Source organism: Ruania suaedae, from assembly GCF_021049265.1.
Classification (GTDB): Bacteria; Actinomycetota; Actinomycetes; order Actinomycetales; family Beutenbergiaceae; genus Ruania; species Ruania suaedae.
Window position 1 is genome coordinate 1,827,746 of record NZ_CP088018.1, and the last position, 22,562, is coordinate 1,850,307.

A 22,562-nucleotide genomic window follows, 5' to 3' on the forward strand; every position below is an offset into this window, starting at 1 on the left:
CTGCGCCGGTGGGCGTCGGGAGGTCAGTAGGTGACGAGGGCGTGCAGGTCACGGCCCGGCAGGCGGCTGCGGCCCTGGAGATCGCCGAGCTCGAGCAGGAAACCCAGCCCGGTGATCGTCGCACCGGCTCGCTCCAGCAGGGCACACGCCGCGGCCGCCGTCCCGCCGGTGGCGAGGACGTCGTCCAGCACGGCCACCCGGGCCCCGGGCCGGATGACATCCGCCGGGATCTCGATCGTGGCCGAGCCGTACTCGAGCCGGTACTCCTGGGTGTGGACCGGTGGCGGCAGCTTGCCGGCCTTGCGCACGGTCACCAGCGAGCAGCCCAGCACCGAGGCCAGCGGGGCGGCGAGCAGGAATCCGCGCGCCTCGATCCCGGCCACGGCATCGACCGCGCCGCTGAAGACGTCCGCGAGGTGCCCGATCACGGCTGAGAACGCGGTGCCGTCCGAGAGCAGCGGCGTGATGTCACGGAAGGTGACGCCCTCCTGCGGGAATCGGGGCACGTCCCGCACGCGGGAGCGGATCAGCTCGCTCAGCCCGTCCGAGACGGGCACCGGCGTCATCCGTGGGTCCGCCGCTTGCGGCGCGGCTGGGCGGCCTGCCCCTGGTGGCCGCCTGCCACCAGACCCCCGGTGCCCGTCGGCTCGGCGCTCTCCCCCACGGCCGCGGCGGCGAGGACGCCCTCCCGGCGCTCCCTGACCTGCTCACTGTGCTCGAGGACCGTCGGCCGGCGCGACTCCAGCAGCACGTGCAGCGGCGTGGCGAGGAAGATCGAGGAGGCGGTGGAGGCGATCATGCCGATGAACAGGGCCAGCGCGATGTCGCGCAGCGTGCCGGCGCCCAGCAGCAGGGCCCCGATGAAGAGGATCGCCGCCACCGGCAGCACGCCCACCACCGAGGTGTTGATCGAGCGCACCAGGGTTTGGTTCACGGCCAGATTCGCACCCTCGGCATAGGTGAAGCGCGTCTGCTCCGAGAGGCTCGCCGTGTTCTCGCGCACCTTGTCGAAGACCACCACGGTGTCGTAAAGCGAGTACCCGAGGATCGTCAGGAACCCGATCACCGTGGCCGGGGTCACCTCGAAGCCGATGGCGGCATAGACGCCCACGGTCAGGATGACATCGAACATCAGCGCGACCAGCGCGCCGACCGCCATCGTCCACCGGCGGAAGTACAGCGCCATCACGATGCTGACCAGCACCAGGAAGATCACCAGGCTCTGCAACGCCTTGGTGGTGACGTCCTGGCCCCAGAACGGGCCGACGAAGGAGGACGTGACGTCCTCGGCGGGCACGCCGTAGGCGTCGGCGAGCTCGGCCGCGGTCTCGGTGGTCTCGAGATCGGTGAGTTCGCCCGTCTGCACCTGCACGGTGTCACCGCCCACGATCGTCACGCGCGCCACCTGGTCGCTGCCAACATCGTCCAGGACCTCGTGCGCGAGGTCCTCCTGGGGATTCTGCGTCCCGGAGATCGTGAACTGCGATCCGCCGGTGAACTCGATCCCGAGGTTGAGTCCACGCAGGCCGAGCACGAGCGCCGCGAGGATGAGCAGGCTCGCTGCCGCGATGAACCAGCGGCGCCGGTGACCGACGATGTCGAAGGACCGCTGGCCCGTGTAGAGGTCGTTGCCGAACCGTGCGAAGCTGGCCATCAGCGCTCACCGTCCTTCATACCCGGGCCACTCGTGGCCTCGGCCCGATCCGTCGGACCCGTGCCGTCCGTGCTGTCCGGGCCGGGTTCGCTGCCGTCGCCGGTCTGTTGTTCGCGGGCGGCGAGGTCGGCGGCTCGCCGACGCTCGGCGATCGTCGCACCCGACGCCTCGCCACCGGTACGGATCCGGCCGCGACCGCGGTAGAGCGGCACCTCCGATCCCAGGTGACGTGGATCCAGCCCCGAGAGCCGGTGGCCCTGGCCGAAGAAGTTCGTCCGCACCAGCAGCTGCATCACCGGATGCGTGAACAGGAAGACCACGACGACGTCGATGAAGGTCGTCAGCCCCAGCGTGAAGGCAAAACCGCGTACCCCACCCACGGCGAGCACGTACAGGATGACGGCGGCGAGCAGGTTGACCGCGTCGGAGGCGAGGATCGTGCGCCGGGCACGGGCCCAACCGAGCTCGACGGCGTCCTCGAGCCGCCGGCCCTCGCGGACCTCGTCCCGGATCCGTTCGAAGTAGACGATGAAGGAGTCGGCGGTGATACCGATCGCGACGATCAGTCCGGCCACCCCGGCGAGCGAGAGCCGGTAGCCGATCAGCTGGGACATCGCGGTGATGGCCCCGTAGGTGATCGCACCGGCGATCAGCAGGCTGGCCATCGTGACCAGACCCAGGCCCCGGTACTGCACAAGGCAGTAGACCACGATCAGCCCCAGGCCGATGAGCCCGGCCAGGATGCCGCGCTCGAGCTGCTCGTCACCGAGGGTGGCCGAGATCTGATCCTGGCTCTGCACCTCGAAGACGATCGGGAGCGCGCCGAAGTTCAGCTGGTTGGCCAGTGACTGGGTTTCCTCCTGGGTGAAGGGCGACTGTGAGCTGCCCTGAATGATCGCCTCACCACCGGTGATCGGCGAGGTGACGTTGGGCGCCGAGATGACGAGGCTGTCGAGCACCATCGCGAACCGGTTCTGCCCGGTCTGCGCCAGGCCGGCGAGTCGCTCGGTGATGTCCGCGAAGACCTCACCGCCTTCATCGTCGAAGGCGATGGCAACGACGTACTCGTTGGTGACGATGCCCTGCTCGGTCGTGAAGAGTTGGGAGTTGGCGGTCGTGATCGCCGTCCCCGAGAGCTCGGAGGGCCCGAGGATGTACTTGGCGGTGCCGTCCTCCGAGCACGCCACCAGCGGCGTGTCCGGGTCGGAGGACCCCGAGCCGACGAGGTTGGCGCTGTCGAGGCAGTTCAGCGTGTAGAAGTCCACCAGCACCTGCTCAGTGATCCACGCGGTGTCGGAGGCGCTGGTCGGCTCGGTGGCCGGCTCGTCGGAGATCTCGCCGTCACCGTCCTCGTCCGCCGCCTCGCGGGCCGCCTCCTCGATCTCGGCGTCGGTGTACTCGGTCTGCGCGTCGGGCTCGTCGGTGGGCTCCTCCGCCGGCTCGTCCGTGGGCTCCTCGGTCGGGTCCTCGGCCTGCTCCAGCGCCGAGGGGTCGATCGGGCCGGGCCCGGACTCGGCGAGCAGCACCCGGAACCGCATCTGCGCACTGCGGCGGACCAGGTCCAGGGTCTCCTGGCTCGGGGTGCCCGGCAGCCCGACCACGATGTTCTCACCGCCCTGGCTGGAGATCTCCGCCTCGGCGACGCCACCGGCGTCCACGCGCTGACGCATGATCCGGATCGCCTCGTCGATCTGCGCCCCCGTCACCTCACCGCCCTCGGCGGTGGGCTGCAGGATCAGCTGCGTGCCGCCCTCGAGGTCGAGCGCGAGGCTCGGACTCATCTCACCGTCGCCGAAGCGGGCGGAGGCGAACAGGCCCCCGAACGTCACCCCGAGGATGAGGACCAGGTAGATCAACGTGCGCACGGGGTGGACCCGGGTGCGTGTAGCCACTCGTACTTCTTCCTAGCAGGCGCCGGAGCGCGGCGTCCGACGGTGGGGAGAACTCAGATCCGGTCGTCCCGGCGGATGTCCTTGAGCTCGTCGCGGGTCTCGAACCCCTCGGGCCGGGTGGGGTCCTCGGAGTGGTCGGCCTCGACGCCGGCGGCGTGCTCGGACTCGCCGACCTCGGCCGTCTCCTCGCCGTCCTGCTCGTCGGTGGCCTCGGTCTCGTCGGTGACCTCGGGCTCGATCAGCTTCGCGAGGGCAGCCTTGACGAACCTCACGTGGGTGCCCGGCGCGCTCTCGAGGGTGACGACATCGCCCTCGACGTGCACCACCGTGCCGATCAGGCCACCGATCGTCTGCACCTCCTGGCCCACCTGCAGGTCGTCCCGGAAGGACAGTCGCTGCTGCTGCTGCTTGCGCGAGCGCCAGTTCAGGAACAGCAGGGCGCCGAGTCCCACGACGAGGATGATGAGAAAGGTGGGATCCATGAGACGCGGTGCTCCAGTACTGGGTGAGGATGACGGACTGTCAGCGATTGTAGGTGACCGGGCCGGGGGGACCAACCAGGCTTCTCACCCCGTCGGCGCTCTTCACTCCCAGAGTGCGCCGGTCTGCGTGGGCGGGGTCAGGCCCAGATGCTCGAACGCCGCAGCGGTCGCGACCCGGCCGCGGGGGGTGCGCGCCATGAAGCCCTCCCGCACCAGGAACGGCTCGGCTACCGTCTCCACCGTCTCCGGTTCCTCCCCGATGGCGACCGCGAGGGTGGTCAGGCCGGTCGGGCCGCCGCCGAACTGACGGCACAGCGCCCGCAGCACCGCACGGTCGAGCCGGTCGAGCCCGCGCGGGTCCACCTCGAAGACCTCCAGCGCCGCCATCGCCGCCGCCAGGTCCAGCGCGCCGGTGCCACGCACCTGCGCCCAGTCCTGCACCCGGCGCAGCAGCCGGTTGGCGATCCGGGGCGTGCCCCGCGCCCGTGAGGCGATCTGTGCCGCGGCCTCGGGGTGCAGCTCGGCGCCGAGCAGCCGCGCCGAACGGGTGAGCACCAGCTCCAGCTCGTCGGTGGAGTAGAAGTCCATGTGGGCGGTGAAGCCGAACCGGTCCCGCAGCGGAGCCGGCAGCAGTCCGGACCGGGTGGTGGCCCCCACCACCGTGAACGGCGGCAGCGAGAGCGGGATCGCCGTCGCACCCGGGCCCTTGCCGACGACGACATCGACCCGGAAGTCCTCCATCGCCAGGTACAGCATCTCCTCGGCCGGCCGGGCGAGCCGGTGGATCTCGTCGATGAAGAGCACATCGCCCTCCTGCACCGAGGACAGGATGGCGGCGAGGTCGCCGGCGTGCTGGACGGCCGGACCGGAGGTGATGCGCAGCGCTCCCCCGACCTCGGAGGCCACGATCATCGCCAGGGTCGTCTTGCCCAGGCCCGGGGGCCCGGCGAGCAGTACGTGGTCGGGCGGCTTCGAGCGCGCGTTGGCCGCGTCGAGCACGAGGGAGAGCTGGTCGCGCACGACCGGCTGGCCGATGAACTCCTCCAGCCGCCGGGGCCGCAGGGCCGCCTCGGCCGCCCGGTCGAGCTCGTCCGCCTCGGCTGCGAGCAACTGGTCCTCGTGCTCAGCCACGGGCGCCTCCGCCGAGGCGCTGCAGCGCCGCACGCAACACCGCACCGGTGTCCTCGCCGCCGGCGGCCGCGTTCTCGGCCAGAACCTCGTCCACGGCGGTCTCGGCCTGCTTGACCGCCCAGCCCAGGCCGGTCAGCGCAGCGACCACGTCGCTGCGCGGTCCGCCGGCCGCAACGGGAGGTGCACTGGTGGCTCCCACGCCCGCCGGGCCCAGCCGGTCACCCAGCTCGAGCACGATCCGCCGGGCGCCCTTCTGCCCGATGCCCGGCACTCGTGTCAGCGTCTTCAGATCCTCCATCGCCACGGCGGTGCGCAGCTCGTCCGGCGAGAGCACCGCGAGCATGGCCAGCGCCAGGCGCGGGCCCACACCGCTGACGGTCTGCAACGTCTCGAACACGTCCCGCTCGGCGGCATCGGCGAAACCGAACAGCGTCATCGAGTCCTCGCGCACGACCAGGGTGGTCGCCAGCGTCGAGTCCGTCCCCGTCCGCAGCGACGCCAGGGTGCCCGGGGTGGCGTGCACCCGGTAGCCCAGGCCTCCGGCCGAGACCACGCACGCATCCAGACCGATGTGGTCCACGCGCCCGGTGACCGAGGCGATCATCTGGTTTCCTCCCACCGCCGGTGCGGCTTCCCGCACCTCGAGCGAACATCTGTACTAGGGCGAGGCTACCTGCCCACGGCGCGCCCACGCCCGCGACCCGCCGTCCTTGCGCGTGCCTCGGCCGCCGCCCAGGCCTGCTGCGCCGCCGTCTGACGGGAGGAGCTCTCGTGCACCGCCCCGACGGCGTGGGCCCGCCACGCGTGCGTGATGGCCAGCGCGAGCGCGTCGGCGGCGTCCGCAGGGCGGGGCACCTCCGGCAGCGCGAGCAGCCGGCGCACCATCTGCTGCACCTGGGCCTTCTCGGCCCGCCCGTTCCCGGTCACCGCGGCCTTGACCTCGCTCGGCGTGTGCAGCGCGACCGGAACCTGCGCACGACTGGCCGCGACCATCGCCAGCCCGGCCACCTGCGCCGTCCCGGTGACCGTGCGCACATTGTGCTGAGCGAACACCTGCTCGACGGCGACCGCGTCCGGCTCCAGCCGTGCGATCCAGGCCTCGATCTCGTCGGCGATGCGGCGCAGCCGTTCACTCGCCGGCTCCTCCGGCGAGGTGCACGCCACCCCGACGTCCACGAGCCGCAGGCCCCGTCCGCGTCCGGAGTCCACCACCCCGAGGCCGCACCTGGTCAGGCCAGGGTCGACACCGAGGATGCGGAAGCTCATGGCCTCCACTCTCCCAGGACACCGGTCACCGGGCCGGAAGCGACACGAGCCGGGTCAGGACTCCTCGGCGGCGGCGAGCACCTCGTCGGAGGCGTCGAAGTTGGCGAACACGTTCTGCACGTCGTCGCTGTCCTCGAGCGCGTCGAGCAGGCGCAGCACCTTGCGCGCACCCTCGACGTCCACCTCGATCTGGGTGGCGGGGACGAACTGGGCATCCGCCGAGTCGTAGTCGATCCCCGACTCCTGCAGCGCGGTGCGCACGTCCACCAGATCGGTGGCCTCGCTCATCACCTCGAAGGACTCACCCAGGTCGTTGACCTCCTCGGCGCCGGCCTCCAGGACCGCGGCGAGGATGTCGTCCTCGGTCATGCCGTCGGTCTTCGACACGATCACGATGCCCTTGCGGGTGAACAGGTAGGAGACGCTACCGGGGTCGGCGAGGTTGCCGCCGTTGCGGGTGAAGGCCACGCGCACGTCCGAGGCGGCCCGGTTCTTGTTGTCCGTCAGGCACTCCACCAGCACGGCGATACCGCCGGGGGCGTACCCCTCGTACATGATGGTCTCGTAGTCGGCGGCGCCGGCCTCCTCGCCGGAGCCACGCTTCAGTGCGCGGTCGATGTTGTCGTTGGGCACCGAGGACTTCTTCGCCTTCTGGATGGCATCGAAGAGGGTCGGGTTGGCCGCCGGGTCCCCGCCGCCGGTGCGCGCCGCGACCTCGATGTTCTTGATCAGCTTGGCGAAGAGCTTGCCACGCTTGGCGTCGATCGCGGCCTTTTTGTGCTTGGTCGTCGCCCACTTGGAGTGACCCGACATGTGTTCACCTCTCGCATCCGCATCGTGTGCCCCGCGGCCTGACGGCCGTGCGGGGCGGAGAATTCAGCCGTGCGCCCGGACCAGATCGACGAATGCGCGGTGGATGCGCACGTCCCCGCTGATCTCCGGGTGGAAGGCCGTCGCCATCAGCGCACCCTGACGTACTGCCACGATCCTACCCGCCGCCGCACCCGTGCTCACTGTGGCCAGGACCTCCACGCCCGCACCGGCCTGCTCCACCCACGGCGCCCGGATGAACACCGCCCGCATCGGTGGGTCCTGCTCGCCGGCGCGCAGAGCGGGTGCGTGCAGGTCCTCCTCGAAGGAGTCCACCTGGCGGCCGAACGCGTTCCGGCGGACGGTCACGTCGAGCCCGCCCACGGTCTGCTGGCCCTCGATCCCGTCCAGGATCCGGTCGGCCAGCAGGATCATCCCGGCGCAGGACCCGTACACCGGCAACCCGGCGGCGATGGCCGCGCGCAGCGGTGCCATCAGGTCGAAGCGGCGCAGCAGCTTGTCGATGGTCGAGGACTCCCCGCCCGGGAGGACGAGCCCATCGACCTGCGCGAGCTCGGCGGGCCGGCGCACGCGGCTCGCGTGGGCACCGGCCGCCTCCAGTGCCCGGACGTGCTCGAGGACGTCGCCCTGCAGGGCGAGCACGCCGATCGTCGGCTCGCTCATGATTGCGTCCGGCCGTCGGTGGCGGTGATCGTGGTGCCCTCGTCCTGCAGTCCCAGCGCGATGACCTGCCCGTCCCAGCCCTCCCGCCACTGCCGGACGAATCCGGGCAGCTGGGCCGGGAACACCTCCCGGTCCACCCGGGCGAGCTCGTCGGCGTCCCACCAGCACACCTCGTCCATGAAGCCCTGCTCGATCTCGGTCCAGCCGGCGGTGCTCACGGCCGCGGCGCTGGGCACCCGGGCCAGGAAGAACACCTCGTCCTGACGGACGGTCTCGGCGAAGAAGTCGAACGAGGCCTGCCTGGTCAGGACCGGTCCCACCAGGTCCCCGGGTGCCACCCGCAGTCCGGTCTCCTCCGCGAGCTCACGGACCGCCGCCTGCCGCGGGGTCTCCCCCGGCTCGATCCCCCCGCCGATCGTGAAGTACCAGGAGCGCTCCGGCCGGTCGGCATCGTGCCCGCGGGCGAGCAGCACCCGCCCGTCCTCACCGAGGACCACCACCCGGGCGGCCCGCCGGAAGGCCGTGCCGTCCGCCAGCCGCTCCCAGTCCGGGCCGAGGTTGGCGCCGCTCATGAGGGCTCGGCTCACCAGCCCCGCTCGGCGAGCCGGTGCGGCACGGGCACGTCGTCGACGTTGATGCCGACCATCGCCTCGCCGAGGCCGCGTGAGGCGTCCGCCACCTGGTCGGGGTCGTCGAAGAAGGTGGTCGCGCGCACGATCGCCGCCGCACGCTGGGCCGGGTTCCCGGACTTGAAGATCCCCGAACCGACGAACACGCCCTCGGCCCCCAGCTGCATCATCATCGCGGCATCGGCCGGTGTCGCGATCCCGCCGGCGGTGAACAGCACCACCGGCAGCCGGCCCGCCTCGGCCACCTCGCGCACGAGCTCATAGGGCGCCTGCAGCTCCTTGGCGGCCACGAACAGCTCGTCGGTGGGCAGGTTCTGGAGGCGGCGGATCTCCTGGCGGATCTGACGCATGTGCGTCGTCGCGTTGGAGACGTCCCCCGTGCCGGCCTCCCCCTTGGAGCGGATCATCGCGGCACCCTCGGTGATCCGGCGCAGCGCCTCGCCCAGGTTCGTCGCACCGCACACGAAGGGCACGGTGAAGGCCCACTTGTCGATGTGGTTGGCGTAGTCGGCGGGGGTGAGCACCTCGGACTCGTCGATGTAGTCCACCCCGAGGCTCTGCAGCACCTGCGCCTCGACGAAGTGGCCGATCCTGGCCTTGGCCATCACCGGGATCGAGACCGCCGAGACGATGCCGTCGATCATGTCGGGGTCGCTCATGCGGGAGACACCGCCCTGGGCGCGGATGTCGGCGGGTACGCGCTCGAGTGCCATCACCGCGACGGCTCCGGCGTCCTCGGCGATCTTCGCCTGATCCGGGGTGACGACGTCCATGATCACCCCGCCCTTGAGCATCTCGGCCATGCCGCGCTTGACACGTGCGGTGCCGTGCTGGGCCTGCTCGGCGCCCGGCTCGGACGGGACGGATGGGGCGGTCGGGGACTCTGACACGGTGGCCTCTCGGAGCTGGGCAGGCGGCGACGCCGCCGGGACTGGCGCCATTCTAGTGCCGGCGCCACCGGCGCCGTGCCTGCCGGCGTGGGCGTCTCACCGGCGCGGTCGTCTCGCCTCCGGGCGCCGTCAGGGACTGCGGGTGGCGGCGGCCCGCGCGATGGTGCCCCGCACCTGGACCAGGTGCTCCAGCAGCTCGACCTCCGTGGGCCGCGGCGGCACCGGCCGCCCGTGCACGGCCTTCTGCCGCCGCAGGGCCAGCGTGGTGGCATCGCGCTGGAACGTGCGCATCGCCCGGCGGGAGCGGTCCCCGAATCGCGTCGCCCAGGTCTTGGCCTCGCTGCGCAGCCGCAGCGAGGCCAGCATGTCGACCTCGTGCGGGGCGAACCAGCCGACCTGGGCGTACTCGCTGAGCCGGGCGCGGATGACCCTCGCCTCGTGGCGGCGCAACCACCACAACAGCAGCACCATCGCAGCGAACACCGGCACCTGCACGGCGGCGTAGACGACGAAGAAGTTCGCCGCGAAGAGCGCGCTGCCGTTCCAGAGCGCGTGCAGGGCCATCGCGGCGACAAGCCCGAGCGGGAGCATCCACAGCACGGCCCCGCGCCGCCGGGCCCTGGCAGCCAGACCGAGCGCCAGCCCGCTGCACGCGCAGAAGAGCGCGTGCGCGAAGGGCGACATCAGCCCACGCAGGGCAAACACCTCGAGGACGAGGTCGGCGTTGCTGGAGAAGTACAGGATGTTCTCGGTGAAGGCGAAGCCGGCGCCCACCGTGGCGGCGTAGACCACACCGTCGACCGGACTGTCCAGGTGCTGGCGGCGCACCAGGAAGATCAGCAGCACCCCCGCGCCCTTCACGAGCTCCTCCACCACGGGCGCCACCACCACGGCACCGAGGGCGTCAGCGGCGGAGGGGTCGCCGGTGCGCACCTGGATCAGCGCGATGGCGGTGGTGTTGAGCACCAGTGCCGTGAGCACCGCCACCCCGGCACCCCACAACAGTGCCACCACGAGCATCGGCAGCGGCTCGGGTTCCCACCGGTCCAGCCACCGCACGCCGGCCAGCACGATCGCCAGTGGCACCAGCGCCAGCACGAACGCCACGGAGGTGCTGGCCAACCCGGTGGCGAGAGCGATGTAGCCGAGTGCGACGAGCAGGGCGAGCGCGCCCACCACCGAGGTCAGGACCTGGAAGACGTACCGGTTGCGTACGCGCTGGCCCGGGGCCCACACCTGCGGCACCGGTGCGTTCCCCGTGGGCGGCACCGCGCCGGGAGGTCCGGCGCCGTACCCGGCCCGCCCGTACCCGGCCGCTGTGTACCCGGGAGATCCGCTCATATCACCCGGGCGGCGTGGCCGGTGGGCCGGGGGGTACTCGAGCGGCATGGACCGACCCTAGCCGTCGGCCTGCGTCGGGCGCGGGTCGAGGACGTCGACCGAGTCGTCCATCTCGAAGGGCTGCGGCATGGCCGCGCGACCGGCGAGGCGGAAGAGGCGCACCGGCCAGGTGCGCCGCACATGCTGGATCTGGACGATCGCGTCGTTGTGGAACCGGCGTGCCAGCTGGACCCGGTACACGTGGTGAGCCAGGCGATTCAGGTGCGCAGCGCCGTCGGCGGTGGCCGTCAGGGCTTGCTGGTCCTGGGTGCTGCCGAGCGCGGTGCGCAGCGCCCGCGTCAGTTCGCTCTCGGCGGGGCCGCGGGCGTGGGCTCGCTCACCCTCACCCTCGCCCTCCCCGACCAGCCGTTCCGACTCCACCGCCGCCCGCCACCCGGCGTCGGCGACGACCATCGATCCGGCTGGATCGAGAACACCCGACTCGGCGAGCGCGATCGCTGCCTCGGCGCGGTGGACGAGCTGGGCCTCCAACGTCGCCCGCGAGGTGGCCTCCCGGCGGTGCAGCCGGTCGAGCCGGCGAGCGGCGGCGACCAGCACCAGCGCCACCGCGGCCAGGACCGCGATCACGATCAACGCGATCTCGGCCGCGCTCATCCCTGCCGCCCGAAGAACCGTCCGAGCAGCGGGCGCCGCGGCGCCGACTGCTGCGGAGTCACCATCGCGTAGACGTCCAGGATGCGCGCGGCCACCTCGTCCCAGTCGAAGCGCACGACGGCGGAGCGTGCGTGCGCGCGCCTGGCCCGGCTCTCCGCGGGGTCACCCAGGGCCCGGCAGATCGTGTGGGCGAGAGAGGCGGAGTCGGCGGTGGTGAACAGGAAGCCGGAGGCGCCGTCGTCGAGAACCCGGCGGAAGGCGTTGAGGTCACTGGCGACCACGGTCGTCCCGGCGCTCATCGCCTCGACCAGTACGATGCCGAAGCTCTCCCCACCGGTCTGCGGGGCGACGTAGACATCGGCGGAGGCGAGCAGGGAGGCCTTCTCCGCATCACTGATCCCACCGAGACCCTCGACGGCGCTCGCGTGCTCACCCCACGGGCGCAGCGCAGCATCCAGATCGCCGCGCCCCGCGACCAGGAAACGCGCGCCGGGGTACTGCGCGCGCACCGCGGCCACGGCGCCCAATAGCACCGGCAGCCCCTTGCGCGGCTCGTCGAGCCGGCCCAGGAACGCGATGGTGGGCGCCTCGGGGCGCCCTTGCCAGGGCGGGTGGACCGGCGCCTGGGCGAACGTGCGGGTGTTGACCCCGTTCGGGATGATGACCGCATCCCCGCCGAGATGCTCGACCGCGGTGCGGCGCGCATCCTCCGAGACGGCGATCCGGGCACTGATCCGTTCCAGCCCGGGCCGTACCAGCGGGTAGGCGAGCTGCAGCGCGCGCGAGCGCTCCTGCGCGGAGTGGAACGTCGCCACCACGGGCACCTCCGCCAGGCGCAGGCTGATCAGCCCGACCGACGGCGCGAACGGCTCGTGGATGTGCACGACGTCGAACTCACCGGCCGCGAGCCAGCGACCGGCGCGAGCGGCCACGACGGGCCCGAAGGCGAGCCGTGCCACGGAGCCGTTGTAACGCACGGGGACGGCTCCGCCGACCGACTCCACATAGGGCGGCAGCTCGGTGTCCTCCTCGGCGGGGGCGAGCACCGATGTCGGGTGCCCGAGCTCGATGAGCCGTTCCGCGAGGTCGCGGATGTGAAACTGCACCCCGCCCGGGGCGTCGAAGGAGTACGGGCAGACCAGGCCGACCCTCATCGGACCCCCTCGCCGGCGGCCCGCGCCCGGGCCAGTCGCTCGGGGTCGAGATCCTCGACGAAGACCTTCTGCAGCATGTGCCAGTCCTGGGATACCTGCGCCAGCCGTGCCGCATAGGCGGTGAACCAGGCGCGGGTCAGGTCACGGATGAGGACCTGACCGTCGGCGCTCCGCCGGTCCGGGACCGCCACCTCGGCGAGGAACTCCACGTGGATCCCCCACGGGCTGCGCGCAGCGCGGCGCCGCGCCCCGGTGAGCCGCTCGTAGGAGATCATCACCGGGATCAGCCGGTGCCCACCGGCCAGCGCCAGTGCCGCCGGGCCCGGAGCCACCCGGACGGCGGGCCGTCCCGTGACCTCCAGCTCCACCTCGACCCCGGTGGCCGAGAGGTCGCGATCGGCGAGCAACGGGACCACACCCGGCCGCCGGGCTGCCGTGAGCAACCGCCGGAAGACCCCGCCGCCGCGCTCGTGCGGGACGATGACCATGCCGAGGGATTCCCGGAACGCGAGGAACTCCGCGAACAGCTCCGCCGGCTCGAGTCGTTCGGCCACGGTGGTCACGGTGCCGAGGTGCCGGTTGGCCCATGCTCCTGCGAGGTCCCAGTTGCCGGCGTGGCCCAGGGCCAGGACGACCGAGCCGCCGCTGCGGACGACCTCGGCGACCTGCTCGTGGCCACTCGCACGTACCCGTGCGTCGACCTCCGCCTCGTCCATGCCCGGCAGCTGGAAGGCCTCGCAGTAGTAGCGCAGATAGGAACGCATGCCCCGGCGGGACAGACGCCGGAGCTGCCGCGCGGTCGACCCGGGCAGGAGTCGCCCGAGGTTGCGCTCGAGCTGGCGCACGCCGGACACCCGGAGGGCGTGCGCGACCACGGCGACGGCGTCGAAGATGCCGCGCGCCCACGGCCTGGGCATCCTCGGCACCAGCCGCCAGGCGAGGGAGAAGAGCCGGGCCGGGTCGAGCGCCGTCATGCCTGTCCCCCGCCGGCCGGTGCGCGGTAGACCACCACGCTGCGTTGCACGACGGTGACGATATTGGCGATCGCCAGCACCCCCAGCGCGATCACGAGCACGAGCACCGGCGCTCCGAGCCCGACCGCGAGCGTGGCGGCGCCGGCGAAGACCAGCCGGTCGGTGCGCTCGGCGATGCCGGCCCTGGCACTGATGCCCAGTCCCTCGGCGCGCGCTCGCGCATAGGAGACGAGCATGCCCAGCATCACGCACGCCATCGCCAGGCCGAAGCCGACGCCCTGCCAGCGCTGCTCGTCCTGGCCGAGCAGGTACAGCCCGAGGGCGGTGAAGATCGCGGCATCGCTGACCCGGTCCATCGTGGAGTCGAGGTAGGCACCGAAGGCGCTCCCGCCGCCGCGCTCCCGGGCCATCAGACCGTCGATGGAATCGGCGAAGGCGAGCACCACCACGACTGCCACACCGACGACGAGGTGCCCTGGAGGCAGCAGCCACAGGGCTGTGGCGCTCGTGGCCACCGTGCCCGCCACGGTCACCACGTTCGCGCTCACACCGGCGCGCACCAGCCCCCGGGCGAGCGGACCGAACAGGGCGTTGGTGAAAGAGCGGCCGCGGTTACCGAGCACCATCGCCGCTCCCCCACGCCCGGGACAGCTCGGCGCGGGTGTCCGCGAGCAGCTCCGGCACAGCCTTGGTGCGCGCGATGATCGGGAGGAAGTTCGCGTCCCCGGACCATCGCGGGACCACGTGCTGGTGCGCGTGGGCGGCCACGCCCGCACCGGCCACCGGCCCGGCGTTCATGCCCAGATTGAAGCCGTCCGGGTGCTTGCACGAGGTCAGGGTGGCCATCGCCGTCGCGGTGAGCTCGGTCAGCTCGCCGCGCTCGGCAGCGCTCATGGCGGTGAGATCGGGGACGTGACGGTAGGGGCACACGAGCAGATGGCCGGGGTTGTACGGGTACAGGTTGAGCACCACGTACGCCGAGGTGCCGCGGAAGACCACCAGACCGTCCTCGTCGGAGCGCTCGGGGGCCGCACAGAACGGGCAGCCGGGCCCAGGGCGGTCGTCGGTCGGCTTGGACTCGCCGTCGATGTACGCCATCCGGTGCGGGGTCCACAACCGGTCGTGACCGTCCGGGACCCGCGCGAAGGTGTCGGCCGGCTCCACCTCAGACCTGCACGCGGGAGGAGATCGCGTCCCGGACGATCTCGATCGCCTCCGCCACCGGCACCCCGTTGCGCTGCGTGCCGTCCCGGTAGCGGAAGGACACGGCACCGGCGTCGGCGTCCTCACCCCCGGCGATCAGCACGAACGGCACCTTGTCCTTGGTGGCATTGCGGATCTTCTTGTTGAAGCGGTCGTCGCTGGCATCGAGCTCGGCACGCACCCCCGCCTCCCGTAGCCGGGAGACGACGCCCTGGAGGTAGTCGTCGAAGACGTCGGCCACGGGCACGGCGACGACCTGCACCGGGGCCAGCCACGGCGGGAAGGCACCGGCGTAGTGCTCGGTGAGGACACCGAAGAACCGCTCGATCGACCCGAACAACGCCCGGTGGATCATCACCGGACGCTCGCGGCTGCCGTCGCTCGCGGTGTACTCCAGCTCGAACAGGTCGGGCTCGAAGAAGTCCAGCTGGATCGTGGACAGCTGCCAGGTACGTCCGATCGCGTCCTTGGCCTGCACCGAGATCTTCGGACCGTAGAAGGCGGCCCCACCGGGGTCCGGCACGAGATCGAGACCGGAGGCCTCCGCGACCTCGGCGAGGGTGCGGGTGGCCTCCTCCCAGGTCGCCTCGTCCCCGACCGACTTGTCCGGGTTGCGCGTGGACAGCTCCAGGTAGAAGTCGTCCAGGCCGTAGTCCTTGAGCAGATCGAGCACGAAGGTCAGCAAGGAGCCCAGCTCGGTGCGCATCTGGTCGCGGGTGCAGTAGATGTGCGCGTCGTCCTGGGTGAAGCCGCGGGCCCGGGTCAGGCCGTGCACCACCCCGGACTTCTCGTAGCGGTAGACGTGCCCGAACTCGAACAGCCGCAGCGGCAGCTCCCGGTAGGAGCGGCCGCGGGAGCGGAAGACGAGGTTGTGCATCGGGCAGTTCATCGGCTTGAGGTAGTAGTCGTGCCCGGCGCGCACGATCTCGCCGTCGGCATCGCGCTCCTCGTCCACCCGCATCGGCGGATACATACCCTCGGCGTACCACTCCAGGTGCCGCGAGGTCTCGAACAGATGGCCCTTGGTCACGTGCGGGGTGGAGACGAAGGAGTAGCCGGCCTCGACGTGGCGCCGGCGGGAGTAGTTCTCCATCTCCATCCGCACCATCGCACCCTTGGGGTGGAAGACCGGCAGTCCCGAGCCGATCTCCTCCGGGAAGGAGAACAGGTCCAGCTCCGCTCCCAGCTTGCGGTGGTCGCGGCGCTCGGCCTCGGCGAGCCGGTCGAGGTGGGCCCGCAGGTCGTCCTTGCTGGGCCACGCGGTCCCGTAGATGCGCTGCAGCTGCGGGTTCTTCTCGCTGCCGCGCCAGTACGCCGCCGCACTGCGCATGAGCTGGAAGCCGTTGCCGATCAGCCGGGTGCTCGGCAGGTGCGGACCGCGGCAGAGGTCCTTCCAGGCCACCGACCCGTCCCGCCGCAGGTTGTCGTAGATCGTCAGCTCGCCGGCCCCGACCTCGGCTCCGGCACCCTCGGCCGCGGCGGTCGCGTCGGCGCCGGAGCCCTTGATCCCGATGAGCTCGAGCTTGTACGGCTCGTCGGCGAGCTCGGCCCGGGCCTCGTCCTCGGTGACCACCCGCCGCCGGAACGTCTGCCCCTCCTTGACGATCCGCGCCATCGCCTTCTGCAGGTCCTTCAGGTCCTCCGGGGTGAACGGCGTCGCCACGTCGAAGTCGTAGTAGAAGCCATCGGTGATCGGCGGGCCGATCCCCAGACGCGCCTCCTCGTGGACGTGCTGGACCGCCTGGGCGAGCACGTGGGCCGCGGAGTGACGCAGGATGTCCAGACCGTCGGCGGAGTCGAGCCGCACGGCCTCGACCGTCGCGGCGTCGCTGACGTCGTAGTCCAGGTCCCGCAGCCGGCCGTCGACCCGGACGGCGACGACGTCGCGCTCCTGCCCGTACAGGTCCGTGCCCGTCGTGCCCACCGGGACGGTTCGCGGTGAGTCGTCGACGTGGAGAGTGATCTCGGGCACTGGGGTACTCCTGGAGGGACGGTCGGGAGGCATCGCGGGCGATGGCCACGGTCATCCCCGATCGTATCCACTCCCGGGCACGCGGGGCCGCCCCGCGGTGCGTCGCGTGTCACGACCCCGCCCACACGCGACGAAGCCCCGGCCGCCGGGGCCGGGGCTTCGTGGTGCTACCGATGGTGGGCGATACTGGGATCGAACCAGTGACCTCTTCCGTGTCAGGGAAGCGCGCTACCGCTGCGCCAATCGCCCCTATGAGTGCGAGGTGGGTACGGGATTCGAACCCGTGTATACGGCTTTGCAGGCCGCTGCCTCGCCTCTCGGCCAACCCACCGGGTGACGACACCAGACCCGTCGTCTCCTGCATGGGTGGCCGTCTCCGAGCGGATGACGGGACTCGAACCCGCGACCCTCACCTTGGCAAGGTGATGCTCTACCAACTGAGCCACATCCGCATGCAACCTCCCGCATCTGGTGCGGTTTGGCGTGCGACAGAGACTTTAACCCACCGGGTCGGTGAGGTCCAAATCGGCTTCGGTGACTAGCGTGAGCGCTGTGCTGCCCGCCCCGCCACCAGACCTTCCGCGCGCCGCCGGACCCCGTCCTCGCCCCGGACAGGCCTGGTTCCGGGGCGCCCACGCCTCAGGCGTGCTCGAGCACGTGGACCTGCGCGTCGAGCCGGACGCCCTCGACCGGGGCGGATGGTGGGCGGTCGTGGCCGAGTTCGACGGTCCGATCCACGCCTGGCGCTTCGCCCGGCTCGACACCGGCAGGCGGGTCGTATCCGAGGCCGGGCGGTGGTCCGGGCCCCGGGCCACGGACTGGACCTCGTCGATGGACCGCGAGCGCTACCTGCGGGCGGTGGCCCACGTGCGCGCCGCGGTCCGTGACGGCACCGTCTATCAGGTGAACGTGTGCCGTGAGCTGTCGGCACCGATGGCCCGGCGGCCCGACGCGGCGGCGCTGGCCGTCCGGTTGGCGCGCGGGAACCCCGCGCCCTATGCCGCGATGCTGGATGTGCCCGGCGACCATCCCGGCGATCCCGGGTCCTGGATCGTCAGCGCCTCCCCCGAGCTCTCGGTCGAGGTGAGCGACGGCCACCTCGTGTCCGGACCGATCAAGGGCACCGCCGAGCGGGAGTCGGGACTGCTCGCCAAGGACCGCGCCGAGAACGTGATGATCACCGACCTGGTCCGTAACGACCTGCACCAGGTCTGCGAACCGGGGTCGGTCACGGTCACCGACCTGCTCCGGGTCGAGCACCACCCCGGCCTGGTGCACCTGGTCTCCCGGGTGAGGGGGCGGCTGCGCGAGGACCCCGCGACGCATCCGGGCGCCTGGGCGAAGATCCTGGCGGCCACCCACCCACCGGGGAGCGTCTCCGGCGCCCCCCGCTCCACCGCGCTGCGGCTGATCGACGAGCTCGAACCCGTCCGCCGCGGACCCTACTGCGGGCAGATCGGCTGGATCGACGCCGACCGTGGTACCGCTCGCCTGGCCGTGGGGATCCGGACGTTCTGGTGGGACGCGCAACGGCTGCGATTCGGCACCGGCGCCGGGATCACCTGGGGTAGTGACGCCGGCCAGGAATGGGCCGAGACCGAGCTCAAGGCGGCTCGTCTGATCGCGCTGACGAACGGCTGAGCACACCCCGGCACACGTGCTCGAGCACCACCGCATCCCTGCTACGATCATTTCTCGTCACGCCGTCATCGGCGCGGCACCCGGGCGATTGGCTCAGTGGTAGAGCGCCTCGTTCACACCGAGGAGGTCACTGGTTCGAACCCAGTATCGCCCACCGGGTCCGGGACGGCCTCATGGTCCGCAGGAGTCTCTGCTCATGTCCCGGAGCCACCCGGCGGGAGTCCGGCAGGCGCAACGGCGCCCGACCACCGGCCCTCGCCTCATGCGCCACCGAGCGGCAGCACGGGCGCGAACGTCATCCCCGGACCGTTCCACCTCGGCTCCGCGGGATCGCTCCACGCGATCTCGAGGCGTGTGATGCAGTGCGTAGGAGGGTCTTCACCGTCCTATGAAGTCGTGCCTGCCCAGGAGGACCACGTGCCGTCAGCCGGCCCCCGGACGTCCCACCGCTCTGGACGCCGGACCCCGCGCGCCCAGGACCCGGCGCCCATCCTGCCCATCCTTGCCCGGCGGGTGCGCGAGGTCGAGGCCAAGTCCGTCAAGGGCAAGGTGGGGCCGACCAACCGGATCAAGTTCCAGGTGATCGCCCTGCTCGTCCGCGAGGAGCGCACGCGGATCAAGTCCGACGAGAGCATCACCGGCAGCGCGCGGTCCGAACTGCTCAAGCGTCTCGACGGCGTCGCCACGATCCTTGCGCGCACGGCCGCTCAGGACACCTCCCTGCTGACGCTGCTCGATCCGCAGAGCAAGCCCTCGGTCGCCGCCCAGCGGATGCGCAACGAGTGGCTGCTGGAGTCGGGGGTCTCCCTGTCGGAGGAGGAGCTCACGATCAAGGCGCCGCTGCAGCGCAGCACCACCGTCGTGCCTGCCGCCCTCGCCGACCGGCAGGTCGTCCCCACGCAGGTGCGAGCCCGGGTGCGGGCGACACCGTTCCTCGAGCCCGACCTGAGCACTCCCGCCCCCTCCTCCGAGAACGGTTACCTGTCCGGCTGGGACCTGATGGATCCGCTGTACCGCGCCTTCGAGCAGGGCGCCGGCGGCGGCGCAGCCAGCATGAGGCTGCCGGCAGCGCCCCGGTGGGACCGGTTCTCCCCCGCCGGAAAGGAGCTGATGCTCCATCAGGTGCGGCTGCTGGAGGCCGTCCGGCGCGGGCACCGCACGTTCCTGCTGGCCGACGAGCCAGGGCTGGGCAAGACGGCGCAGTCGGTCCTGGCCGCCTCGGTGGCCGGTGCGTATCCGATGCTCGCGGTCGTCCCGAACGTGGTGAAGATCAACTGGGAACGCGAGGTCCAGCAGTGGACGCCGCAACGCCGGGTCACGGTGATCCACGGCGACGGCCGCGACGTCGACGCCTTCGCCGACGTCTTCGTGGTCAACTACGCGGTGCTCGACCGCCACCTGGCGTGGCTGTCGACGCTCGGCTTCGGGTCGATGGTGGTCGACGAGGCGCACTTCATCAAGAACCTGTCCTCACAGCGGTCGCAGCACGTGCTGGCGCTGGCCCGGCAGATCCGGGAGCGCACACCCGGCCACGACCCGCTGATGATGGCCCTGACCGGGACGCCGCTGATCAACGATGTCGAGGACTTCAACGCGATCTGGCAGTTCCTCGGCTGGACCGACGGGTCCCACCCGAGCCTGCCGCTGCGGCGGCGGTTGGAGCAGACCGGCCTGACCCCGGCCGATCGGGACTTCTACCCGGAGGCTCGCGCCGCCGTCATCGATCTGGGCATCGTGCGGCGCACCAAGCACGAGGTGGCCACGGATCTGCCGTCCAAGCGCGTCGCCGACCTCCCGGTCGAGCTGGACAACGAGGTGGGCCGCTCGATCCGCGCGGCCGAGCGCGAGCTCGCTCAGCGCCTGGTGGGCCGCTACCGCCGCCTGCTGGAGAGCCGGGAGGGCGGTTACGATCCCGGCGCCGGGCCCGACCTGGAGCTCATGCGGCGGGTGGCCCGGGCCGAGCTGGAGTCCAGCTCCCCCACGGCCGACGGCGAGAACGTCTTCACCATGGTGCGCCGGATCGGCCAGGCGAAGGCGGCCGTCGCGGCCGACTACGCGGCCCAGCTGGTGCACTCGGTGGGCAAGGTCGTCTTCTTCGCCAAGCACATCGACGTCATGGACACGGCCGAGCAGGTGCTGGCCGATGCCGGCCTGCGTACGGTCTCGGTCCGTGGGGACCAGTCGAGCAAGGCGCGCCAGGCCGCCATCGACTCCTTCCAGTCCGACCCCGAGGTCTCGGTGGCGGTCTGTTCGCTGCTCGCTGCCGGGGTGGGCCTGAACCTGCACGCCGCCTCCAACGTCGTCCTGGCCGAGCTCTCCTGGACCGCCGCCGAGCAGGAGCAGGCGATCGACCGGGTGCACCGGATCGGCCAGGAGGAGTCCGTCACCGCCTGGCGGATCCTGGCTGCGCACACCATCGACACCAAGATCGCCGAGCTGATCGACTCCAAGCAGTCCCTGGCGGCCCGGGCCCTGGACGGCAGCGACGCGGAGGTCACCTCGAGCGAGACGGTGCAGGTCGACGCGCTCGTGCACCTCATGGTCTCCGCGCTGTAGGACCCGCGGCGGCACGCGGCGCCTCGCGACGACGTACCGTCATCACATGAGCCACGCCCACGCCCGCCCCACGCGCCGCCACGCCCTGGCCGGTGTCCTCGCCGGCGGGACCTTCTTCGCCGTCGGCTGGCTGGTGGGCATCCTCACCGATCCGCCCGCCGCACCGCACCGCGCCCTGGGTGCCACTGTGGTCGACCTCAGCCCGACGTGGCTGAAGGACTTCGCCATCGAGACCTTCGGCACCGCCGACAAGCTCGTGCTCTTCCTGGCGATCGCGGTGGTGGCGACCGCGCTCGCCGCCGGCATCGGCGTGCTCGCCGGCCGCCGCCCCGTGGCCGGGATGCTCGCTGTGCTCGTCCTCGGTGGCGTGTGCGCGGTCGCCGCGCTCGGCCGCCCCGATACCGCCGACCTGGCCGTGCTCCCGGCGCTGGCGGGCTCCCTGGTCGGTGCTCTCTCGCTGGCGGTGCTGACCCGGCCCCTCGCGACTGCCTCCGACGACGGCCGGCGGCGGTTCCTCGGCACGGCACTCGGGGTGAGCGCCACCGCAGCGGTGGCCGCCACGGCGGGAGCGGTCCTGGGCCGCACCCGGGCCTCCGTCGAGGGCGCACGCGAGAGCGTCACCCTTCCGGAGCCCTCCCAGGTTCCCGACGCAGCCGAGTCCGACCTGGCCGGGGCCCAGGTCGAGCTCGAGGGCATGCCGGAGTACGTCACCGACAACGCGGACTTCTACCGGATCGACACCGCCCTCTCGGTCCCGCAGATCGATCCCGCCGAGTGGGAGCTGCGCATCCACGGTCTCGTCGACCAGGAGGTGCGGCTGACCTTCGACGAGCTCACCGACGCCGCGCTGACCGAGGCCATGGTCACGCTCACGTGCGTCTCGAACCCGATCGGCGGCGACCTCGTCGGCAACGCCACGTGGCTCGGTCTTCCCATCCGGGACCTGCTGGCCCGCGCGGGCGTCCAGGAGGGCGCCGACATGGTGCTCTCGACCAGCGCCGACGGCTGGACCGCCGGCACCCCGCTGGAGGCCCTCACCGATGACCGCCACGCGCTGCTGGCCATCGGGATGAACGGGCAGCCGCTACCCACCGAGCACGGCTTCCCGGTCCGGATGGTGGTCCCCGGGCTGTACGGGTATGTCTCGGCGACCAAGTGGGTCACCGAGATGAAGGTCACCACCTTCGCCGAGGACGTCGCGTACTGGACCCCGCGCGGCTGGTCCGAGCGCGGTCCGATCCGGACCGCCTCCCGCATCGACGTCCCGCGCTCGGGTGCCTCGGTCCCGGCCGGGCAGGTACGTCTGGGGGGAACCGCCTGGGCGCAGCAGCGCGGGATCACCCGGGTCCAGGTGCAGATCGACGACGGCCCCTGGGAGGACGCCGAGCTGGCGGCCGGTGTCAGCATCGACACCTGGCGGCAGTGGTCGTTCACCTGGACCGGCGCCACCAGCGGCCGGCATGCGGTGCGCTGCCGCGCCTGGGACGACGAGGAGGTGCAGACCGCCGAGACGGCCGCGCCGGCGCCGAGCGGAGCGACCGGCTACCACGTCATCTCCCTCGAGGTGGACTGAGCCGCGCACCTGATTCGGCCCGGACGAGCCGCTGCGCTCTCGGACCTCGCCGCGCC

21 protein-coding genes and 4 tRNA genes are annotated in these 22,562 nt (G+C 71.8%); 4 read left to right on the forward strand and 21 right to left on the reverse strand.

The window, feature by feature from the left end; translation table 11 throughout:
* Positions 1-23: 23 nt before the first annotated feature.
* From LQF12_RS08475 to LQF12_RS08575, 21 genes are all read right to left on the reverse strand, one after another.
* Positions 24-566 carry an adenine phosphoribosyltransferase gene (locus LQF12_RS08475; RefSeq protein ID WP_231052511.1) on the reverse strand — a complete coding sequence of 181 codons (543 nt, stop codon included), beginning with the start codon at positions 564-566 and terminating at the stop codon, positions 24-26.
* Positions 563-1,654: a protein translocase subunit SecF gene (secF, locus tag LQF12_RS08480; RefSeq protein ID WP_231052512.1), complete on the reverse strand. Its 1,092-nt coding sequence runs from the start codon at positions 1,652-1,654 to the stop codon at positions 563-565. Before secF ends, LQF12_RS08475 begins: the two co-directional genes overlap by 4 nt.
* A complete protein-coding gene (gene secD, locus LQF12_RS08485) occupies positions 1,654-3,546 on the reverse strand; it encodes a protein translocase subunit SecD (RefSeq protein ID WP_231052513.1) in 1,893 nt (630 codons plus the stop codon). The genes secF and secD overlap by 1 nt, the downstream gene beginning before the upstream one ends.
* A 53-nt stretch (positions 3,547-3,599) precedes the next feature.
* Complete coding sequence (yajC, locus tag LQF12_RS08490) at positions 3,600-4,028, reverse strand: preprotein translocase subunit YajC (RefSeq protein ID WP_231052514.1); 429 nt, start codon at positions 4,026-4,028, stop codon at positions 3,600-3,602.
* 102 nt (positions 4,029-4,130) lie between these two features.
* Positions 4,131-5,159 (reverse strand): Holliday junction branch migration DNA helicase RuvB, encoded by a 1,029-nt coding sequence (gene ruvB / locus LQF12_RS08495; RefSeq protein WP_231052515.1) that lies wholly within the window; start codon positions 5,157-5,159, stop codon positions 4,131-4,133.
* The gene (ruvA, locus tag LQF12_RS08500) at positions 5,152-5,763 is read right to left on the reverse strand and encodes a Holliday junction branch migration protein RuvA (RefSeq protein WP_231052516.1); all 612 of its coding nucleotides are present in this window, start codon (positions 5,761-5,763) and stop codon (positions 5,152-5,154) included. Before ruvA ends, ruvB begins: the two co-directional genes overlap by 8 nt.
* Before the next feature lie 65 nt (positions 5,764-5,828).
* Complete coding sequence (gene ruvC / locus LQF12_RS08505; protein ID WP_231052517.1) at positions 5,829-6,425, reverse strand: crossover junction endodeoxyribonuclease RuvC; 597 nt, start codon at positions 6,423-6,425, stop codon at positions 5,829-5,831.
* Between the two features lie 54 nt (positions 6,426-6,479).
* Positions 6,480-7,238, reverse strand: a complete 759-nt coding sequence (locus LQF12_RS08510; protein ID WP_231052518.1) for a YebC/PmpR family DNA-binding transcriptional regulator — start codon at positions 7,236-7,238, stop codon at positions 6,480-6,482.
* A 63-nt stretch (positions 7,239-7,301) separates the two neighbouring features.
* Complete coding sequence (gene pdxT, locus LQF12_RS08515; protein WP_231052519.1) at positions 7,302-7,919, reverse strand: pyridoxal 5'-phosphate synthase glutaminase subunit PdxT; 618 nt, start codon at positions 7,917-7,919, stop codon at positions 7,302-7,304.
* Positions 7,916-8,491 (reverse strand): NUDIX hydrolase, encoded by a 576-nt coding sequence (locus LQF12_RS08520; RefSeq protein WP_231052520.1) that lies wholly within the window; start codon positions 8,489-8,491, stop codon positions 7,916-7,918. The genes pdxT and LQF12_RS08520 overlap by 4 nt, the downstream gene beginning before the upstream one ends.
* 11 nt (positions 8,492-8,502) lie before the next feature.
* A complete protein-coding gene (gene pdxS, locus LQF12_RS08525; protein ID WP_290370670.1) occupies positions 8,503-9,438 on the reverse strand; it encodes a pyridoxal 5'-phosphate synthase lyase subunit PdxS in 936 nt (311 codons plus the stop codon).
* A 129-nt stretch (positions 9,439-9,567) separates the two neighbouring features.
* Entirely contained in the window at positions 9,568-10,827 is a 1,260-nt protein-coding gene (locus LQF12_RS08530; RefSeq protein ID WP_231052521.1) for a PrsW family intramembrane metalloprotease, read from the reverse strand.
* Positions 10,828-10,836: 9 nt separating this feature from the next.
* Positions 10,837-11,433, reverse strand: coding sequence for a hypothetical protein (locus LQF12_RS08535; RefSeq protein ID WP_231052522.1), 597 nt, complete (start codon positions 11,431-11,433; stop codon positions 10,837-10,839).
* The gene (locus LQF12_RS08540) at positions 11,430-12,587 is read right to left on the reverse strand and encodes a glycosyltransferase family 4 protein (protein ID WP_231052523.1); all 1,158 of its coding nucleotides are present in this window, start codon (positions 12,585-12,587) and stop codon (positions 11,430-11,432) included. Before LQF12_RS08540 ends, LQF12_RS08535 begins: the two co-directional genes overlap by 4 nt.
* The gene (locus tag LQF12_RS08545; protein ID WP_231052524.1) at positions 12,584-13,561 is read right to left on the reverse strand and encodes a phosphatidylinositol mannoside acyltransferase; all 978 of its coding nucleotides are present in this window, start codon (positions 13,559-13,561) and stop codon (positions 12,584-12,586) included. Before LQF12_RS08545 ends, LQF12_RS08540 begins: the two co-directional genes overlap by 4 nt.
* The gene (gene pgsA / locus LQF12_RS08550) at positions 13,558-14,187 is read right to left on the reverse strand and encodes a phosphatidylinositol phosphate synthase (protein WP_231052525.1); all 630 of its coding nucleotides are present in this window, start codon (positions 14,185-14,187) and stop codon (positions 13,558-13,560) included. Before pgsA ends, LQF12_RS08545 begins: the two co-directional genes overlap by 4 nt.
* Positions 14,174-14,725 carry an HIT family protein gene (locus tag LQF12_RS08555; protein ID WP_231052526.1) on the reverse strand — a complete coding sequence of 184 codons (552 nt, stop codon included), beginning with the start codon at positions 14,723-14,725 and terminating at the stop codon, positions 14,174-14,176. Before LQF12_RS08555 ends, pgsA begins: the two co-directional genes overlap by 14 nt.
* 1 nt (position 14,726) lies before the next feature.
* The gene (thrS, locus tag LQF12_RS08560; protein WP_231052527.1) at positions 14,727-16,736 is read right to left on the reverse strand and encodes a threonine--tRNA ligase; all 2,010 of its coding nucleotides are present in this window, start codon (positions 16,734-16,736) and stop codon (positions 14,727-14,729) included.
* A 174-nt stretch (positions 16,737-16,910) separates the two neighbouring features.
* Positions 16,911-16,985, reverse strand: a tRNA-Val gene (locus LQF12_RS08565).
* Between the two features lie 11 nt (positions 16,986-16,996).
* Positions 16,997-17,067 (reverse strand) — tRNA-Cys (locus LQF12_RS08570).
* A 48-nt stretch (positions 17,068-17,115) separates the two neighbouring features.
* Positions 17,116-17,188: transfer RNA gene (locus LQF12_RS08575), tRNA-Gly, on the reverse strand.
* Positions 17,189-17,279: 91 nt separating this feature from the next.
* On the opposite strand from LQF12_RS08575, the gene LQF12_RS08580 reads away from it, so the two are divergent.
* The 4 genes from LQF12_RS08580 (at position 17,280) to LQF12_RS08595 (ending at position 22,506) form a co-directional block, all read left to right on the forward strand.
* Positions 17,280-18,377: a chorismate-binding protein gene (locus LQF12_RS08580; RefSeq protein ID WP_354004665.1), complete on the forward strand. Its 1,098-nt coding sequence runs from the start codon at positions 17,280-17,282 to the stop codon at positions 18,375-18,377.
* An 82-nt stretch (positions 18,378-18,459) separates the two neighbouring features.
* Positions 18,460-18,531 (forward strand) — tRNA-Val (locus tag LQF12_RS08585).
* A gap of 242 nt (positions 18,532-18,773) precedes the next feature.
* A complete protein-coding gene (locus LQF12_RS08590) occupies positions 18,774-20,933 on the forward strand; it encodes a DEAD/DEAH box helicase (protein WP_231052528.1) in 2,160 nt (719 codons plus the stop codon).
* A gap of 46 nt (positions 20,934-20,979) precedes the next feature.
* A complete protein-coding gene (locus LQF12_RS08595; protein WP_231052529.1) occupies positions 20,980-22,506 on the forward strand; it encodes a molybdopterin-dependent oxidoreductase in 1,527 nt (508 codons plus the stop codon).
* Positions 22,507-22,562 lie beyond the last annotated feature (56 nt).

Excerpts from the sequence above, each read along its gene's own strand:
- LQF12_RS08475 (WP_231052511.1), bottom strand. The coding sequence starts at position 566 with ATGACGCCGGTGCCCGTCTCGGACGGGCTGAGCGAGCTGATCCGCTCC.
- secF (WP_231052512.1), bottom strand. The coding sequence starts at position 1,654 with ATGGCCAGCTTCGCACGGTTCGGCAACGACCTCTACACGGGCCAGCGG.
- yajC (WP_231052514.1), bottom strand. The coding sequence starts at position 4,028 with ATGGATCCCACCTTTCTCATCATCCTCGTCGTGGGACTCGGCGCCCTG.
- ruvA (WP_231052516.1), bottom strand. The coding sequence starts at position 5,763 with ATGATCGCCTCGGTCACCGGGCGCGTGGACCACATCGGTCTGGATGCG.
- ruvC (WP_231052517.1), bottom strand. The coding sequence starts at position 6,425 with ATGAGCTTCCGCATCCTCGGTGTCGACCCTGGCCTGACCAGGTGCGGC.
- LQF12_RS08510 (WP_231052518.1), bottom strand. The coding sequence starts at position 7,238 with ATGTCGGGTCACTCCAAGTGGGCGACGACCAAGCACAAAAAGGCCGCG.
- pdxT (WP_231052519.1), bottom strand. The coding sequence starts at position 7,919 with ATGAGCGAGCCGACGATCGGCGTGCTCGCCCTGCAGGGCGACGTCCTC.
- LQF12_RS08520 (WP_231052520.1), bottom strand. The coding sequence starts at position 8,491 with ATGAGCGGCGCCAACCTCGGCCCGGACTGGGAGCGGCTGGCGGACGGC.
- LQF12_RS08530 (WP_231052521.1), bottom strand. The coding sequence starts at position 10,827 with ATGCCGCTCGAGTACCCCCCGGCCCACCGGCCACGCCGCCCGGGTGAT.
- LQF12_RS08535 (WP_231052522.1), bottom strand. The coding sequence starts at position 11,433 with ATGAGCGCGGCCGAGATCGCGTTGATCGTGATCGCGGTCCTGGCCGCG.
- LQF12_RS08540 (WP_231052523.1), bottom strand. The coding sequence starts at position 12,587 with ATGAGGGTCGGCCTGGTCTGCCCGTACTCCTTCGACGCCCCGGGCGGG.
- LQF12_RS08545 (WP_231052524.1), bottom strand. The coding sequence starts at position 13,561 with ATGACGGCGCTCGACCCGGCCCGGCTCTTCTCCCTCGCCTGGCGGCTG.
- pgsA (WP_231052525.1), bottom strand. The coding sequence starts at position 14,187 with ATGGTGCTCGGTAACCGCGGCCGCTCTTTCACCAACGCCCTGTTCGGT.
- LQF12_RS08595 (WP_231052529.1), top strand. The coding sequence starts at position 20,980 with ATGAGCCACGCCCACGCCCGCCCCACGCGCCGCCACGCCCTGGCCGGT.